This is a genomic window from Pseudomonas citronellolis, from assembly GCF_900112375.1.
GTDB classification, from domain to species: Bacteria; Pseudomonadota; Gammaproteobacteria; order Pseudomonadales; family Pseudomonadaceae; genus Pseudomonas; species Pseudomonas citronellolis.
This window is the reverse complement of the sequence record NZ_FOLS01000007.1, coordinates 194,015-210,306: the sequence shown is the minus strand read 5'-3', so window position 1 is coordinate 210,306 and position 16,292 is coordinate 194,015. Positions and strand designations below refer to the sequence as shown.

The window sequence follows — 16,292 nt, the reverse complement described above, 5'->3', positions numbered from 1 at the left end:
TTGCAATGCGAGGACGCTGTAGGAGTACTCATGACTACCCCTTCCGAGGTATCGGCAAGCCACCTGCGGACGCTGCTGGGCAACCCCTCGTTCGCCCTGCTGCCGGCGGAGGTGCGCGACGATGTCCTTGCCCACGGCCGGCAACGCCGGCTGGCGGCCGGGCAGCGGTTGTTCCGCCGCGGCGACAGGGCCGATGGGCTGTACATAGTGCTGGAGGGCTCGCTGCGCCTGAGCGGCACTTCCCGGGACGGCCTGGAGGCGGTGCTGAACTTCTACGAGCCGGGCTGCTGGGTCGGCCTGGTGTCGCTGCTCGATGGCCTGCCGCGCATCCACGATGCCCAGGCGGCCATGCCGTCCCTGGTGCTGCAGCTCACCCCGGCGGACGTCGAAGGCCTGATCGGCCGCCATCCCGCCTTCTCGCGCTTCCTGCTGCACCTGCAGAGTTCGCTGCTGCGCGCGCTGCTGGTGGGGTTCGAGGCCTTTTCCACCCAGACGCTGGAGCAGCGCCTGGCCAGCCGCCTGCTGGCGCTGGCCGCGGCCTTCGGCTCGGCCAACGCCGGGGGCGGGCTGGCCATCGAGCTGCGCCTGTCCCAGGAGACCCTGGCGCTGCTATTGGGCAGCACCCGCCAGCGGGTCAGCCAGTTGCTGAAGCAGTGGGGCCAGGACGGCATGATCGCGCAGAAGTACGGCAGCATCGTACTGCTCGACCAGGGTCGGCTGGAGGAACTGGCCCGGGTGTGAGGCTTCAGTCTTCCTGGCATTCCTGCCAGCGCTTGCGCGCGCGCAGGTAGGCGGCGGTGTCGGCGTAGCCGAGGCGGGTGGCGATGCGTTCGCGGTCCAGGCCCTGCAGCTCCAGGTACTGCTCCAGCTCCGTGCGCACCGCGGCCAGCACCTGACGGTAGCCCAGGTCCTGCTCCAGCAGGCGCCGGCGCAGGGTGCGCGGGGTCATGTGCAGCGCCGCCGCGGCGCTCTCCAGGCTGGGCGCGGCGCCGCTTTCCAGCTCGCCGCGGATGTGCTGCGCCACCCGCGCGGCGGCCCCGCTGAACTGCTGCAGGCGCGCCAGGCGCTGTTCCAGGCCGCTGACGATCAGCTCCACCAGCACCGGGTGGTGGCCGCGCATCGGCACCGCCAGCACGCGGCTGTCGAAGACCAGGCGGGTGCGTTCGCAACCGAACTGCAGGTTCGGCCCGAACCACTCCTGGTACTCGGCATGGTAGGGCGGCCGCGAGTAGGCGAACTCGGCGCGCAGCGGCAGCACGGGTTCGACGCAGCCTTCGCGCATCTGCGTCATGGTCATCGCCAGGGCATGTTCGCTGTAGTGCCGGCGTAGGCGCTCCGAGGCCTGCATCTGCACCTCCAGCACCACTTCGCCATCGGCTTCGACGATGCGCAGGTTGTCCAGGTCCGAGCCCAGGCGGGCGAAGCGCTGCCAGTGCCGCAAGGCCTCGCCGACGTCGGAGCAGCACAGGGTGAGGGGCACCAGCACGAAGCGCTCCCTGGGCAGGAAATGGCTGAACAGGTGCAGGCCGATGGCCGGGTCGAGGTGCGCCGCGCGCTGCCACAGGCGTTCCAGCTGCGCCCGGTCGAATTCCTCGGCGTCGCTGTGCTCGCCGAGGTAGCGGGCCAGCACCCGGCCCATGGCGCCGCGGTGCCGCGGCTGGACCGGCGTGGCCACTTTGGTTCGGTTTTTGTCCCTTTCTGGCATGTTCGCCAGCGTCCTCTTGCCGTTTCATGTGGCCGTTCGAGCGTGCTGTCCCGCCTTGCCTGTTGGCGGCCAGCCACGCCCCGCCGTTGATGATAAACCGAGAATAAGAAACATGACCCGCAAATACCTGCCACGCCGCGCCGCGACCCTGGCCGCGCGCCTGCTGTTTCTCGTTCTGCCCGTGCTGGGCGGCGCCGCCCAGGCGGCGGACAAGCCCAACATCGTGGTGATCTTCGGTGACGACATCGGCATGTGGAACCTCAGCGCCTACAGCCGTGGCGCCATGGGCTACCGCACGCCGAACATCGACAGCATCGCCAAGGGCGGCGCCATCTTCAGCGACCACTACGCCCAGCCCAGCTGCACCGCCGGGCGCGCCGCCTTCATCACCGGCCAGCTGCCGATCCGCTCGGGCATGACCACCGTCAGCCAGCCGGGCGGGCCGCTGGGCCTCAAGCCGCAGACCGTGACCCTGGCCGAGGTGCTCAAGACCCAGGGCTACACCAGCGGCCAGTTCGGCAAGAACCACCTGGGCGACCGCAACGAGCACCTGCCGACGGTGCACGGCTTCGACGAGTTCTTCGGCAACCTCTACCACCTCAACACCGAGGAAGAGCCGGAGGACGTCGACTACCCGAGCGACCCCGGCTTCAAGAAGCGCTACGGCCCGCGCGGCGTGCTGCACTGCTACGCCACCGACAGCGAGACGTCCGGCGAGGACCCGCGCTTCGGCAAATGGGGCAGGCAACGCTGCGAGGACACCGGCGCGCTGACGCGCAAGCGCATGGAAACCGTCGACCAGGAACTGATCCAGGCCTCGTTCAAGTTCATGGACAAGGCCGTGGCGCAGAAGAAGCCGTTCTTCGCCTGGATCAACACCACGCGCATGCACGTCTTCACCCACACGCCGAACCAGTACCTGGAGCGCTGCAAGCAGTTCACCAGCGGCGAGGACGAACACTGCGCCGGCATGTTGCAGCATGACGAGGACGTCGGCACGGTGCTGAAGAAGCTCGACGACCTGGGCATCACCGACAACACCATCGTCATCTACTCCACCGACAACGGCCCGGAGCACGAGACCTACCCGTTCGGCGGCACCAGCCCCTACCGCAGCACCAAGATGACCACCTGGGAAGGCGGCGTGCGCGTGCCGATGATGGTGCGCTGGCCGGGGCACATCCCGGCGGGCGAGGAGCTCAACGGCATCCAGTCCCACGAGGACCTGTTCACCACCCTGGCGGCCGCCGCCGGCATGCCCGACGTGCGCGAGCGCCTGGCCAAGGGCGACGACCTGGGCACCGGCGTGGTGAAGAAGAACTACATCGACGGCCTCGACAACCTGGCCTACTGGGAAGGCAAGACCGACCAGTCGGCGCGCCACGAGATCTTCTACTACGCCGAGAGCCGCCTGCAGGCCGTGCGCCTGGACCAGTGGAAGGCGCACTTCTATACCCGCGACGGCTACTACGGCAGCACCACCACGCTGGAGATGCCCTGGCTGTTCAACATCCGCCAGGACCCCTTCGAGAGCTACGACCAGGCGCCCGGCCCGCGCGCCAACCTGCTGCAGAAGAAGACCTACCTGTTCAACCGCATGACCGACGCCATAGTCGCGCACCTGAAGACCTTCAGGGACTTCCCGCCGGCGCAGAAGGGCGTGTCGCTGAGCTTCGACCAACTCAAGGAACAGATCACCAAACAGGCCGAAAAATGATTCCCCCGGCGGCCGCCCGACGGCCGCCAGGTTTACCCCCGCGCGCCCGTCGCGCGCAGAACAACAAGACCGGAGTTTTACCCCCGATGAGCCAGCTCAGCCCCGCCGCCATGCAAGTCTTCGCCGCCATGCAGAACGCCCCCGTGGTGTCCCGCGACCACGCCCGCGAGGCGATCCTGCTGCTGGAGGACGACCTGCCCTGGGTCGCCCTGCCCGACGGTTCCACCATCCAGCTGCTGCACGTGGACCTGAACCAGAACCTGTGGATCAACCGCACCCGCATGAAGCCGGGCTTCGGCGTCGACACCCACTACCACACCGGCCCGGTGTTCGCCGTCACCCTGCAGGGCGAGTGGTTCTACCGCGAATACCCGGACAAGGTGAACAAGGCCGGTTCCTACCTCTACGAGCCGGCGCATTCGCTGCACACCCTGTGCGTGGCCGAGGACGCCACGGAGATCGCCGACGTCTGGTTCGCCATCTTCGGCAGCAACGTCGACATCGACGAGAAGGGCGACGTCATCCGCATCCTCGACGCCAAGACCGCGCTGGCCGTCTACCGCGCGCTGTGCGCGGCCGAAGGCAAGAGCTGCGACAAGCTGATCGTGCTCGGTGAGTGAGATGAGCCGCTTGCAGAGCGCATTCGTCACCGGCGCCGGCGGCTTCATCGGCCGTCACCTGGTGCGCCAGTTGCTGGCCGAGCAGGTGGCCGTGGTCGCCCTGATGATGCCCGGCGAAGCCGTGCCGGCGGAGTGGGGCGATAACGTCCGGGTGGTGGTCGGCGACGTGCGCCGGCTGCTCGAACTGCGCGAGCGGATCGGCCCGGTGGACGCCATCTTCCACCTGGCCGCGGTGGTCAGCGACTGGGGCAGCACCCAGTCCCACGTGGAAGTGACCGTCAAGGGCACCGAGCAGGCCATCGAACTGGCCCTGGGCTGGGGCGCGCACTTCGTGGTGACCACCAGCGTCTGCGCCTTCGCCAGCGCCCTGGCCAAGGGCCGGCTGAGCGAGGACAGCCCGGTCGGCGTGCCGTCGTCGGCCTACGAGTTCTGCAAGCAGGAACAGGAGCGCGTCACCCGCGAGGGCGTGGCGCGCGGGCTCAAGGGCACCATCGTGCGGCCGGCCAACGTCTTCGGCGTGGGCAGCATGCCCTGGGTGAACTCGCTGGTGCAGGTGCTGCGCGAAGGCGCGCCCTGCCTGCTGGGTTCCGGCGACTGGGATGCCGGGCTGGTGCACGTGAACAACCTGGTGGCGCTGCTGATCGCCGCCGCGCGCTCGGCGTTCGTGCATGGCGAGGTGTTCATCGCCGCCGACGGCTTCGGCGTGACCTGGAAGACCTACCTGGAGGCCCTGGCCCAGGCCGCGCAGACGCCGCCGCCGAAAAGCCTGCCGAACTGGCTGGCGCGCTTCATGGCCAGCGCCCTGGAGTGGTGGGGGCACCTGCGCAAGCAGACGCAGCGCCCGCACCTGACGCGGCAGACCTTCCGCCTGATGGGCGGGCCCAACGAGTTCGCCATCGACAAGGCCCGGCGCCTGCTCGACTACCGGCCGCCGGTGAGCTTCGAGGCGGCCATGGCGGAGCTGGCCGAGCATTTCCGTACACAACGCCAGGCGTCGGCAGGCGCCGCAAGTGCAACAGCAGGACTGGGGAGCCAGGCATGAGTCAGTGGATCCACGGCGCGCCGCGCGTCGCCTTCATTTCCGGCGCCGGCAGCGGCATCGGCCTGCAGGTCGCCAAGGCCCTGGTGGGCGAGGGCGCCAGCGTGGCGCTGTTCGACCTGCGGGTGGACGAGGGCGTGCTCGCCGAGCTGCGCGCCCTGTGCCGGCAGCCGCAGCAGAAGGTCGAGGCCTTCATCGTCGACATCACCAAGGCCGCCGAGGTGGACGCGGCGGTGGACGCCGCCGCCACCAAAATGGGCGCGCCGGACTTCGCCTTCAATTCCGCCGGCATCCTGCGCACCGCGCTGTTCACCGAGCTGCCGGCGGAAACCTTCGAGCTGGTGGTGCGCATCAACCTGATCGGCAGCCGCAACTTCGCCGCCGGCGCGCTGCGCTACATGCAGCGGGGCAGCCACCTGGTGCTGGTGGCCTCGCTGTCGGGAATCATGGGCGGCTACACCCAGGCCGCCTACTGCGCCTCCAAGTTCGGCGTGGTGGGCCTGGCCGAGGTCCTGCGCCTGGAGCAGAAGCCGCGCGGCATCGACGTCTCCGTGGTGTGCCCCGGCGAGATCGCCACGCCGCTGCTGACCTACGAGCGCCAGCACGGCAGCAAGGTCACCGAGGCGCTCAACGCCACCGCCGGGGTGCTGACGGTGGAGGAAGCCGTGGCCGGCATCCTCGCCGGGCTGCGCAAGCGCGAATTCATGATCACCCCGGGCCTGCGCGCCAGGCTGTTGCGGGGCATGGCGCGCAAGACCAGCTCGCTGCTGCGCTGGCTCACCGACCAGACCCTCGCCAAGGCGCTGCAGGCCGAGCGCCGCTGAGCCGCGCCGGCCGCGGCTGGGGCCGTGGCCGGCGACCCGTCCGTCATTTCCAGGGGAGCCACCCATGTCGCGTAGAACTCTGATGATGCCGCTGTTGCTGGCCCTGGCCCTGCAGGGCCAGGCGGCCGAGTCCGTCACCACGGAACCGGTGGGCGGGCAACCCGCCGCGGGGGAAAAGCCCTCGGTGAGCGACTTCGACTACCAGGTGAAGTACCAGCGCGCCTTCGAGGCGGTGCTCTGGTCGCTGCCCAGGGTGCAGACCCAGGGCGGGCGGGAGGCCACCCTCGGCGGGCTCGGCATCAAGGACAACGACATAGTCGCCATGTCCGGCACGGCCACGCCCAAGTTCGAGACCTGGACCGCCAACAGCTCCACGCCCTACGTCTTCGCCTATTCCGACCTCAAGCGCGAGCCGGTGGTGCTGGAGGTGCCGCCGGCCGGCCCGGACGGCAGCCTCTACGGCCAGGTGGTGGACGCCTGGCAGCGGACCATCGCCGACATCGGCCCCTCCGGCATCGACGCCGGCCGCGGCGACAAGCTGCTGCTCACCGGCCCGGACTTCAAGGGCACGGTGCCGGCCGGCTACCGCCAGGTGGTGTCGCCGACGCGGCGGATCGTCTTCGCCTTCCGCTCGGTGCGCGCGCCGGGCAAGAGCGCGGCGGACGCCTACGCCTATGCCAAGCGCTTGAAGATGTACTACCTGTCGCAGGCGGCCAAGCCGCCGCAGCAGCGTTTCGCCGACCCCGTGAAACAGCGCTATTCGTCCCTGCTGCCGCAGGACGAGCGCTACTTCCAGCTGCTCCACGACACCGTCACCTACGAGCCGGTGCAGCCCGAGGACAAGCACATGCTCGGCCTGCTGGCCTCGCTGGGCATCGAGCAGGGCAAGCCCTACCAGCCGGACGAGAAGACCCGCCGGGCCATGCGCCAGGCCGTGGTGGACGTCTGGTACTACCTGCAGCAGCGCTTCGACCAGCTGCCCCGGGACTATTACTACTGGGCCGACCGCCAGTACGTGCCGCTGCTGCTGCCGGACGCCAACCGCGGCTTCGGCTTCGACTACCCCGGGCGCCTCGACGTGGACGGCCGCGCCCTGGCGTTCTTCTGGTGCACCCTGGTGCCGCGGCAGGTGCCCGAGCGGCCGGCGGCCTACTACCTGATGGCCATGGCCGACAGCCAGGGCCGCCCGCTGGAGGCGGGCGCCAGCTACAGGCTGGTGGTGCCGGCCGACATGCCGGTGAAGCAGTTCTGGTCGCTGACCGTCTACGACCGCGCCACCATGGCCTTCATCTACACCCGGCAGAACCGCACCACGCTGGACTCCTACGGCCTGGACAAGATGAAGAAGAACGCCGACGGCAGCGTCACCCTCTACGTCGGCCCGCAGGCGCCCAAGGGCCTGGAGTCCAACTGGATTCCCACCGGCGGCAAGCGGCCGTTGCCGGCCCTGCGCTTCTACGGCGGCACCGACGCGCTGTTCGACAAGCAGTTCAAGATGCCCGACTTCGAGCGACTCGACGAACCGGCCGCCGCGGCCGCGCCCAGCGCCACGCCCATCGGCCTGGCGATGGGCAGCCACCTGCTGCCATGACGAGCGCCTGGCATGCGACGTGAATCCACCCTGCTGGCCGGCTGCCTGCTGTTCGGCGCCGGCCAGGGCTGGGCGGTGGAGAACGGCGCCGGCTTCTACCTGCTCGGTTCCCGCGGCCCCATGGCCGGGGTGCTGCCGCCGCCGGGGCTGTACCTGCAGAACGACCTCTACCGCTACGACGGCAGCGCCGGGGCGAGCCGGGACTTCCCCCTCAACGGCAAGGTGGTGGCCGGCATCCAGGTCGAAACCTGGCTGGCGATGCCGACGCTGCTCTGGTCCACGCCCGCGCAACTGCTCGGCGGCAACCTGGGGCTGTCCTGGAGCCAGCCCCTGGGCGGGCCCGGCCTCGACGTCGATGCCGAGCTGACCGGGCCCCAGGGCGGGCGCTTCGCCAGCGACGTGCACGCCTCCAACTACACCTACGGCGACCCGGTGCTGGCGGCCTTCCTCGGCTGGCACCGCGGCAACCTCCACTGGCAGGGCGGGGTGTCGCTGAACGTGCCGGCCGGCGACTACGACGACCAGGCCCTGGCCAACCTCGCCTTCCACCACTGGGGCGCCGACCCCTTCGCCGCGCTGACCTGGTTCGACCCGGCCATCGGCCTGGACCTGTCCGTCGCCGCCGGCGTCACCGTCAACGCCGCCAACCCCGCCACCGACTACCGCAGCGGCAACGAGGCGCACCTGGAATGGGCGGCCGAGCAGCACTTCGGCCCGCGCTTCTCCGCCGGCCTGGTCGGCTACCACTACCGCCAGCTGACCGGCGACAGCGGCCGCGGCGCCAGCCTCGGGCCCTTCCGGGGCCGTGTACGGGCCCTGGGCGCGACCCTGGCCTGGAACTTCCCCGGCGCGCGGCCCTGGTCGCTGCGCCTGAAGGCCTACAAGGAGCAGGGCGCCTACAACCGCCTGGAAGGCCATGCCGCCTACCTGACGCTTTCCGTGCCCCTGTCTTCGTTCTGACGCGCAGACGGGGGCCGCACCAGTTCCAACCCAGAGCAAGGAGTTCACGATGAAAGCCACACGCACGATGCTGTCCGCGCTGAGCGTGGCCGTCGCCCTGGCCGCCGGCCACTGCCTGGCCGCGCCGAGCTATGCCGATCCGCAGGTCAGCCTGGTGATGACGCCGCAGAAGGTCGCCCAGGCCCAGGAGATCGACGCCTACAACCTGGGGGTGATGGCCTACACCTGGGGCTACCCGCTGGTGCGCCTGGAGCGGATCCTGCGCGAGTACATCGACGTGCCGGCGAACAAGCCGCCGACCAGCTACCGCGGGCCGCTGAACCAGATCGGCTGGGCCACGGCGCTGTCCACCCCGGCGGACAAGGACATGCCCACCGCCAACAACGACACCCTGTACATGAGCGCGGTGGTCAAGCTGGACGAGCCCTTCGTGCTGAGCGTGCCGGACACCGCCGACCGCTACTACGTGATCAACGTCTTCGACATGTACCACGACCTGGAGCACTACATCGGCCGCCGCGCCACCGGCACTGGTGCCGGGCGCTTCGCCCTGGTGCCGCCGGGCTGGGAGGGCACCCTGCCGGCAGGCGTCAAGGCGCTGCCGGTGAGCACCGACAAGGTCTGGCTGTGGGGCCGCGTGCACATCCGCCAGGGCGAGGACCTGGCGCCGGTGCTGGCGCTGCAGAAGCAGTTCGACCTGCGCCCGCTGAGCCAGCTGGGCAAGGCCGGCTACGTGCCGGCGAAGCAAAGCCTGCCGGCGCTGCCGTCGATCGATGGCGACGAACTGGGCTTCTTCACCCACCTGGGCTACGCCATGCAGCACAACCGCATGAAGACCGTGGACCAGGCGCTGGTGGGGCAACTGGCGCGCATCGGCCTCACCCCCGAGCACGGCTTCGACCGCAGCAAGCTGACCGCCGAGCAACTGCGCGGGCTCAAGCGCGCCCTGGCCGACGGCCCGCTGGTGGCCGGCAAGGCCACCATGACCTCCACCGTGCTGCGCAATGGCTGGAACGTGGCCCTGGTCAAGGAGTTCGGCTACGACTACCCGGGCCGCTCGGTCATGGCCGGCGCCTACCTGGGCGGCAACCTGGCGGAGGAGGCGGTCTACCCGATCCGCTTCACCGACGAGCAGGGCAAGCCGCTCAACGGCGAGAACCCGTACCGCCTGACCTTCGCCAAGGCGCCGCCGGTGGGGGCGTTCTGGTCGCTGACGATCTACAACGCCGGCGACAAGATGCTGGTGGACAACCCCATCGGCCGCTACAAGGTCGGCTCGGACACCCCGGGCCTGCAAGTCGCCGCGGACGGCTCGATCAGCATTCCAATCCAGCACGCCCAGCCGGCCGGCGCAGGCAAGGCCAACTGGCTGCCGGCGCCCAAGGGCGACTTCTACCTGCTGCTGCGCCTGTACCAGCCGGACGCCAGCATCCTCGATGGCAGCTACGCGCTGCCGCAGGTGACCCGCGCCCGCTAGCGGCGCGGCGGATCGCGGACGGAGTCCGCTCCTACATGGGAATGGCGTGGGTGGGGCGGCGTAGGTGCGACTGTCCTGCACCCCGCGCCGAGATGCGGCGGATAACCGCGAACGGTTATGCGCCCTACGAACTCGCCGGCTGACGCTGAACCACCCGACCGCTCCGAACGGCCCCCCTCTCCCGCTTGCGGGAGAGGGCTGGGGAGAGGGTATTCTTCCACGAGTCTTTTCGTAGGAGCGAGCTTGCTCGCGAACAAACTCCGCTGCGGGGCTCGTTCGCGAGCAAGCTCGCTCCTACAGGGAGGAATGCCGGGCTTCACGGCGACCTGTGTAGGAGCGGGCCCTGCCCGCGATTTCGCGCGCAGGGCGCGCTCCTACATGGGAATGGCGCGGGTGGGGCGGCGTAGGCGCAACTGTTCTGCACCCCGCGCCGAGATGCGGCGTATAACCGCGAACGGTTATGCGCCCTACGAACTCGGCGGTTGACGCTGAACTATCCGACCACCCCGAACGGCCCCCTCTCCCGCTTGCGGGAGAGGGCTGGGGAGAGGGCGCTCCTCCGCGAGTCTTTTCGTAGGAGCGAGCTTGCTCGCGAACAAACTCCGCTGCGGGGCTCATTCGCGAGCAAGCTCGCTCCTACAGGGAGGAATACCGGGCTTCACGGCGACCTGTAGGAGCGGGCCCTGCCCGCGATTCGCGCGCAGGGCGCGCTCCTACATGGGAATGGCGTGGGTGGGGGTGCGCAGGAGCGGATCTTATCCGCGAACCGCGCCGGTGGTTCCGGCTATCGCGGACAAGGTCCGCTTCTACGAAGAGCACTGGAGGCGCCATGGTTCGGGTGGCCCGGACCGCAAAAAAAATGGCGACCCGAAGGTCGCCCAAAACCACAGGTGCTGCTGCTCAGCGAACCCCGTCGCTGCGCAGGGCAGCCGGGGTGAATTTGGCGGCGGAGGAGGGTTCGCCGAAGCGGATCCAGCTCTTCTCCTGGTTCATCATGCCGCTGACCGCGTAACGGCCGGAGATCAGGTCATACAGGGACTCCAGGGCGTACCAGGGCACCTGCTGCTTGTAGTCCTGGGTCAGCATGGCCTCGCCCACGCGCCACAGCTGGCCGCGGCCGTCGTACTGGTCGGACAGGGCGATGCTCCAGGAGTCCTCGTCGACGTAGAAGCGGCGCTTGGCGTAGATGTGCCGCTCGCCCTGCTTCAGGTTGGCTTCCACCACCCAGACGCGGTGCAGCTCGTAGCGCGCCAGGTCCTGGTTGATGTGGCCGGCCTTGAGGATCTCGTCGTACTTGTGCTTGGGCGAGGCCAGCTCGTAGTTGTTGTAGGGAATGTAGATTTCCTTCTTGCCCACCAGCTTCCAGTCGTAGCGGTTGGGCGCGCCGTTGTACATGTCCAGGCCGTCGGAGGTGCGCAGGCCGTCCACTTCGGTGGTCGGGCTGTCGTAGGCCACCTGCGGGGCGCGGCGCACGCGGCGCTGGCCGGCGTTATATTGCCAGGCCATGCGCGGTTCCTTCACCTGGTCCAGGGAGTCGTGCACCAGCAGCACGTTGCCGGCCAGGCGTGCCGGCTCGGTCACCCGCGACTTGTAGTAGTACAGGAGGTTCTCCGCGTCCTTGGCGTCCAGGTCGGCCATGCCCTTGGGCACCGCCAGGTCTTCCTCGTAGCGGATGGCGGTGAAGCTGCCGCTGGTCTGCGGCGCGGCGGTGACCGAGGCGCGCAGGATGTTCACTCCGCGGAAGCGGGTGATGTGGTTCCACACCACTTCCAGTCCGTCCTTGGGAATCGGGAAGGCCACCCAGCGGCTGTCGGCGAAGCCCTGCAGGCCGTTGCCGCCCTCCACCAGGCTGGTCTTCAGCGCGCTGGTCCTGGCCGCTTGGTTGATGAAGTCGGGGACCACGGTGCTGCGGTGGGTCGGGTAGACGTTCATCTTGTAGTCGGGGTAGCGCTTGAACATCGCCAGCTGGCCTTCGGACAGCTTGGCCTTGTACTGCTCGACGTTCTGCGCAGTGATGGTGAACAGCGGCTTCTCGCTGGCGAAGGGGTTGCCGGGGAAGCCCTTGGCGTCCACCTCGGCGGCGTTCTGCGCCAGGCCGCCGGTCCAGGCCGGGATGCTGCCGTCGGCGTTGCCGGCCTTCTCCGCGCCCAGCGGGGTGAGGCTGGCGCCCAGCTTGGCGGCCTCCTCCGGGGATACCGCGGCCAGCACGCTGCCGGCCAGCAGGGACAGGGTGAATGCGCCGATCACTCGTAGTGCTTTGTTCATCGTTGAGTCCTCGCGGATCAGAAGTTCACGCCGACGCTGAACGCGAGGAAGTCGCGATCGATCAGGGTGTTGTAGTCGCCGCCGAAGAAGTTGGTGTACGACAGGCTGGCGGTGTAGGTGTTGCGGTAGTCGGCATCCAGGCCGAGGCTGATGGCCTTGGCGCCTTCGTTGAAGGTCGGGCCGTAGCCTTCCACGTCGTGGGACCAGGCGATGTTCGGCTTCAGGTTGATGCCGGCGATGGCGTTGCCGTAGTCGAGGATGCCGCGGGCGCGGTAGCCCCAGGAGGTGTTGGTGTAGAAGCCGTGGGTGTTGCCCGGCGCCCACTGGCCGTACTCGGGGGAGCGGCCGTAGCGCATGGCGCTGGTGGGTTCCAGGTCGCTCAGGTGGGTCAGGCCCAGTTCGCCCACCAGGGTCAGGCGGTCGGCGCCCATCACCTGTTCGAAGAAGTGGGTGAAGGTGGTTTGCACCTGGGTCATCGGCTTGCGTTCGTAGCCGTGGTTGTCGCCGCCGGGCACGTTGGGCATGTTCGGCGAGCTGGTCGCCGCGATCGGGTTGAGCACCGCCAGGGTGACGTCCGGCGTGCTGATCTGCAGCGGCATGTTCGGCCGGTAGCTGATCTCGCCGTTCCAGGCGGTGCCGGTGGGCAGGCTGGTGGCGAAGCTCAGGCCGTAGAGGCGGATGTCCTCGGGGTACTCGATGAAGTAGTTGCTGTTGCCCAGCACGGTGCTCAGGGCCATGCCCTGGACCAGCGAGGAACAGCCCGGGCGGCCACCGCAGGCGGCGCCGGTGGCGGCCAGGATGCGCCCCAGCGAGGCGAGGGTGGCGCCGTTGGCGGTCTGGCTGCTGTAGTAGGGGTTGCGGCTGTGGTAGTTCATGGCGTAGGCGCCGTATTCGACGTCGTCGGTCATCCAGCGCAGGGCCAAGCCCCACTGGCCGCTGTCGCCCGGCTCGCGGTCGCCGCTGCGCGGCAGGATCACCCCTTCGTCGTTGGCGATGAAGCCCTGGCCGGCGGCCGCGGCAATGGGTTCGAACTGCGCCATCAGCGCGCCGAAGCCGGGGGCTGCGTTGTTGGCGTTGTTCAGGTTGCAGCCGTGGGGGACCACGTCGGTGCCGAAGAAGGTGCCGCAGTTGTCCAGTACCGTCTTCTCCCACTTCAGCTGGTAGAAGCCCTCGACGGACAGGCTGTCGGTCACGCTCTGCGACAGGTAGAACATGTTCACCGGCAGCAGCGCTTCCTTGATCTCGGCGCCGGGGCGGCGGATGGCGGAGACGTCGATGGGGTTGATGCTGTTGATGCTGTTGGGAATGAAGGTGCTCTCGCCCCAGCTCACCACCTGCTTGCCCAGGCGCACGCTGCCCGGCAGGTTCTGGATGTCGTAGTTGTGGTAGACGAAGGCGTCGAGCAGCTGCGCGCCGGAGGAGCGGGCGCCCTTGTCGCGGCCGTCGTCGTCGATGTCCTTGAACGGCCGGCTCTCGTCCTTGAGTTCGAAGTCGTACCAGTACTTGCCGCGGACGAACAGGCCGGTGTCGCCGTACTTCAGCTCCAGGTCGTGGATGCCCTTGAACAGCTTGGAGAAGGTCTCGCCCTTCTCGAAGTTCAGGCGGCCGTCGTCGGTGGTGTGGGTGGCGGTGTTGCCGCCGTTGTTGTAGCCGATGAAGTCCTGGTGGGGGCTCTGGGTACTCCAGCTGGCGCCGATGGACAGGGAGGAATCGAACTGCCCCTCGATCTCGCCGATGTTGAAGTTGACAGCCTTGGCGGGGGCGGCCACGCCCAGGGCGACGGCCAGCGCGAGCAGCTGCGGTTGGAAGAATCCAGGTCTTGTTATTGTTCTCATGAAACGCTCCAGTGCAGGGGGTGGAAGACTGCAGGCACAAGCTATGTGGAGCGCCGGGGGCGGATAAGCGCGCGAAAGTACGAGTGGCGTGTCGGAAGAAGGTATGAGTCGTGCTGTGGCGCGGGTTTCAGCGGGGTTCAGCAATGCGATGAATGGTCCTTCATTCACTGGTTCGGTGGGGCGTGGGAATCGTCTGAAGGAATTCCCCGTGGCAACGCGCGCACCGGGCCAGGGCCCGGTGCGTTCGCAGGTCAGAAGGGCGCCCGCGGGCGCTCGGATCAGATGAGGTAGCCGCCGTCCACCGCCAGGCTGATGCCGGTGGTGTAGCTGGAGGCGTCGCTGGCCAGGTAGAGCACGGCGCCGGCCATTTCCTCGGGGTTGGCCACGCGCTTGAGCGGCACCCGCTGCAGGATGCCGTCGAGCACCGCCTGGTTCTGCACCAGGGCGGCGGCGAACTTGGTGTCGGTGGGCCCCGGCAGCAGCGCGTTGCAGCGGATGCCGAAGGGCGCGCATTCCTTGGCGAAGACCTTGGTCATGCTGATCACCGCGGCCTTGGTCACCGAGTAGATGCCCTGCAGCTCGCCGGGGCTGATGCCGTTCACCGAGGCGACGTTGATGATGCTGCCGCCGCCTTGCGCCTGCATCAGCTTGCCGGCTTCCACCGACATGTAGAAGTAGCCGCGGATGTTGACGTCCACGGTCTTCTGGAAGGCGGCGACGTCGGTGTCCAGCACGTTGCCGTACTGCGGGTTGGTGGCGGCGTTGTTGACCAGGATGTCGAGGCGCCCGAAGCGTTCGCGGATCCAGGCGAAGGTGGCCTGGATCTGCTCCGGCTCGCCGATGTGGCAGGCCACGGCGCTGGCCTTGCCGCCGGCGGCCTGGATGGCTTCGGCCACCGCCTGGCAGCCCTCCAGCCGGCGGCTGGATACGATGACCTGGGCGCCCTGGCGGGCCAGCAGGTGGGCGATGGCTTCGCCGATGCCGCGGCTGGCGCCGGAAACGAAGGCGACCTTGCCGCTGAGGTCGAAGGGGGCGGGTGTGGACATGGGCTGCTCCGGGAACGGTTGCGAAAGGGGCCGGCCACCGCCCCCGGTCGGATCAGGAGGCGCGTCTAAGGGCGGGGCCGGCCAGGCGAGGATAGGCAGCGGGGCGGTGGGGCGATATCGCTCGGAAGTGCGATCAGGATGATGAATGGGGATGATGGGGCCGGCATGTGGCGTGCCGGCCCCGGCTGGCGCCTCAGGCCTGCTCGCGGGCCGGCAGCATGGCGCGCAGCACGCCGTCGCGGCGCACGTGGTGGTGCCAGATGGCCGCGGCGGCGTGGCCGAGGATGAGGGCGAAGAGCAGGTACTGGGCAGTGACGTGGAAGGCCTTGGCCGCCTCGCGGGCGGCATCGGACAGCGGCAGCGGCGGGATTTCCACGAGCCAGAACAGGTTCACCGGGCGCTTGCCGAACAGCAGGCCGGTGAGCGGCATGAGGATCAGCAGCGCATAGAGCAGGGCATGGCCGGCCTTGGCGGCCAGCAGCGTGAGGCGCTCGTCGGCCGGCAGCAGCTGCGGCGCGCCATGGCGGGCGCGGACCAGCAGGCGTGTGACGGTCAGCGCCAGGACCGTCAGGCCCAGGGACTTGTGCAGGGTGAACACCCCGCCGACGCCGCCGAGCAGGCCGGCGAACAGGTCTTTGCCGTAGGGCAGGGCGATGATGGTCAGCACCAGGAGGGCGCTGAGCCAGTGCAGGGTGATCTGGGTGGGGGTGTAGCGGGCTTGGGTCACGGGGGTTCCTCTTTGCGGACGCTGGCCCGGCCTCGGGTGGGCGGGGCGTTTTTCTAGCGGGAGCGCAGGAGGGTAACCGAAGGGGGTGGCGGCTATTGGGGGAAGGCGTTGCAATTTGTTGTGAGGGGCGTTGGCTCCGGGGGCAAGAGCTCGCCCCAGCCCTCTCCCGCAAGCGGGAGAGGAGGCTGTTTGTGCCACCAGGGGCCGGTGTGGCCGGTGAAGCCAATCGCGGACAGAGTCCGCTCCTACGCCCGTGCTTCCCAGGCCGCTCCGAGGCGTTCTTCGTAGGATGGGTTGAGCCTGCGAAACCCATGCGGTTGCGGTGATGGGTATCGCTTCGCTCAACCCATCCTACGAGGAGACCTGTGCCCGCAGAAGGCTCCGTCCGCGACGGCGTGCGCGATTGCGCGTTCCTGGGGTCGCAGGTGTCTGTTTGCGAATGGGGTTTCCCGGTGATGGCGGTGCTGGGGTTAAGAGCGCCCTCTC

Annotated in this window: 13 protein-coding genes; 8 read left to right on the top strand and 5 right to left on the bottom strand. The window is 68.8% G+C overall.

Annotation, left to right across the window (positions count from 1 at the left end; all coding sequences use genetic code 11):
* Positions 1–30: 30 nt before the first annotated feature.
* Positions 31–741: a Crp/Fnr family transcriptional regulator gene (locus BM060_RS09285; RefSeq protein ID WP_074979371.1), complete on the top strand. Its 711-nt coding sequence runs from the start codon at positions 31–33 to the stop codon at positions 739–741.
* 4 nt (positions 742–745) lie between these two features.
* On the opposite strand, the gene BM060_RS09280 is transcribed toward BM060_RS09285, so the two are convergent.
* Positions 746–1,675, bottom strand: coding sequence for an AraC family transcriptional regulator ligand-binding domain-containing protein (locus tag BM060_RS09280; RefSeq protein WP_159458812.1), 930 nt, complete (start codon positions 1,673–1,675; stop codon positions 746–748).
* Between the two features lie 142 nt (positions 1,676–1,817).
* Between BM060_RS09280 and BM060_RS09275 the strand changes: the two genes are divergently transcribed.
* The 7 genes from BM060_RS09275 to BM060_RS09245 all read left to right on the top strand — a co-directional run bounded on the left by BM060_RS09275 (position 1,818) and on the right by BM060_RS09245 (position 9,933).
* Positions 1,818–3,422: an arylsulfatase gene (locus BM060_RS09275; RefSeq protein WP_083426744.1), complete on the top strand. Its 1,605-nt coding sequence runs from the start codon at positions 1,818–1,820 to the stop codon at positions 3,420–3,422.
* A gap of 86 nt (positions 3,423–3,508) precedes the next feature.
* Positions 3,509–4,042 carry a 2,4'-dihydroxyacetophenone dioxygenase family protein gene (locus BM060_RS09270; protein ID WP_051879015.1) on the top strand — a complete coding sequence of 178 codons (534 nt, stop codon included), beginning with the start codon at positions 3,509–3,511 and terminating at the stop codon, positions 4,040–4,042.
* Position 4,043: 1 nt separating this feature from the next.
* The gene (locus BM060_RS09265; RefSeq protein WP_051879013.1) at positions 4,044–5,084 is read left to right on the top strand and encodes an NAD-dependent epimerase/dehydratase family protein; all 1,041 of its coding nucleotides are present in this window, start codon (positions 4,044–4,046) and stop codon (positions 5,082–5,084) included.
* Positions 5,081–5,905, top strand: a complete 825-nt coding sequence (locus BM060_RS09260; protein WP_074979367.1) for an SDR family NAD(P)-dependent oxidoreductase — start codon at positions 5,081–5,083, stop codon at positions 5,903–5,905. Before BM060_RS09265 ends, BM060_RS09260 begins: the two co-directional genes overlap by 4 nt.
* 64 nt (positions 5,906–5,969) lie before the next feature.
* Positions 5,970–7,496, top strand: a complete 1,527-nt coding sequence (locus BM060_RS09255) for a DUF1254 domain-containing protein (RefSeq protein ID WP_135499929.1) — start codon at positions 5,970–5,972, stop codon at positions 7,494–7,496.
* A gap of 12 nt (positions 7,497–7,508) precedes the next feature.
* Positions 7,509–8,456 carry a SphA family protein gene (locus tag BM060_RS09250; RefSeq protein ID WP_074979364.1) on the top strand — a complete coding sequence of 316 codons (948 nt, stop codon included), beginning with the start codon at positions 7,509–7,511 and terminating at the stop codon, positions 8,454–8,456.
* A 49-nt stretch (positions 8,457–8,505) separates the two neighbouring features.
* On the top strand, positions 8,506–9,933 hold the full coding sequence (locus BM060_RS09245) for a DUF1254 domain-containing protein (protein WP_074979362.1): 1,428 nt from the start codon (positions 8,506–8,508) through the stop codon (positions 9,931–9,933).
* Between the two features lie 900 nt (positions 9,934–10,833).
* On the opposite strand, the gene BM060_RS09240 is transcribed toward BM060_RS09245, so the two are convergent.
* The 4 genes from BM060_RS09240 to BM060_RS09225 all read right to left on the bottom strand — a co-directional run bounded on the left by BM060_RS09240 (position 10,834) and on the right by BM060_RS09225 (position 15,806).
* Positions 10,834–12,198: a DUF1329 domain-containing protein gene (locus BM060_RS09240; RefSeq protein WP_074979360.1), complete on the bottom strand. Its 1,365-nt coding sequence runs from the start codon at positions 12,196–12,198 to the stop codon at positions 10,834–10,836.
* 17 nt (positions 12,199–12,215) lie between these two features.
* A complete protein-coding gene (locus tag BM060_RS09235) occupies positions 12,216–14,033 on the bottom strand; it encodes a DUF1302 domain-containing protein (protein WP_074979358.1) in 1,818 nt (605 codons plus the stop codon).
* Positions 14,034–14,311: 278 nt separating this feature from the next.
* The gene (locus tag BM060_RS09230; protein ID WP_043271625.1) at positions 14,312–15,079 is read right to left on the bottom strand and encodes an SDR family oxidoreductase; all 768 of its coding nucleotides are present in this window, start codon (positions 15,077–15,079) and stop codon (positions 14,312–14,314) included.
* A gap of 193 nt (positions 15,080–15,272) precedes the next feature.
* Entirely contained in the window at positions 15,273–15,806 is a 534-nt protein-coding gene (locus BM060_RS09225; RefSeq protein ID WP_074979356.1) for a cytochrome b, read from the bottom strand.
* Positions 15,807–16,292 lie beyond the last annotated feature (486 nt).

Coding starts and splice junctions, on each gene's coding strand:
- BM060_RS09285 (WP_074979371.1), top strand. CDS start 31: ATGACTACCCCTTCCGAGGTATCGGCAAGCCACCTGCGGACGCTGCTG.
- BM060_RS09275 (WP_083426744.1), top strand. CDS start 1,818: ATGACCCGCAAATACCTGCCACGCCGCGCCGCGACCCTGGCCGCGCGC.
- BM060_RS09270 (WP_051879015.1), top strand. CDS start 3,509: ATGAGCCAGCTCAGCCCCGCCGCCATGCAAGTCTTCGCCGCCATGCAG.
- BM060_RS09265 (WP_051879013.1), top strand. CDS start 4,044: ATGAGCCGCTTGCAGAGCGCATTCGTCACCGGCGCCGGCGGCTTCATC.
- BM060_RS09260 (WP_074979367.1), top strand. CDS start 5,081: ATGAGTCAGTGGATCCACGGCGCGCCGCGCGTCGCCTTCATTTCCGGC.
- BM060_RS09255 (WP_135499929.1), top strand. CDS start 5,970: ATGTCGCGTAGAACTCTGATGATGCCGCTGTTGCTGGCCCTGGCCCTG.
- BM060_RS09250 (WP_074979364.1), top strand. CDS start 7,509: ATGCGACGTGAATCCACCCTGCTGGCCGGCTGCCTGCTGTTCGGCGCC.
- BM060_RS09245 (WP_074979362.1), top strand. CDS start 8,506: ATGAAAGCCACACGCACGATGCTGTCCGCGCTGAGCGTGGCCGTCGCC.
- BM060_RS09240 (WP_074979360.1), bottom strand. CDS start 12,198: ATGAACAAAGCACTACGAGTGATCGGCGCATTCACCCTGTCCCTGCTG.
- BM060_RS09235 (WP_074979358.1), bottom strand. CDS start 14,033: ATGAGAACAATAACAAGACCTGGATTCTTCCAACCGCAGCTGCTCGCG.
- BM060_RS09230 (WP_043271625.1), bottom strand. CDS start 15,079: ATGTCCACACCCGCCCCCTTCGACCTCAGCGGCAAGGTCGCCTTCGTT.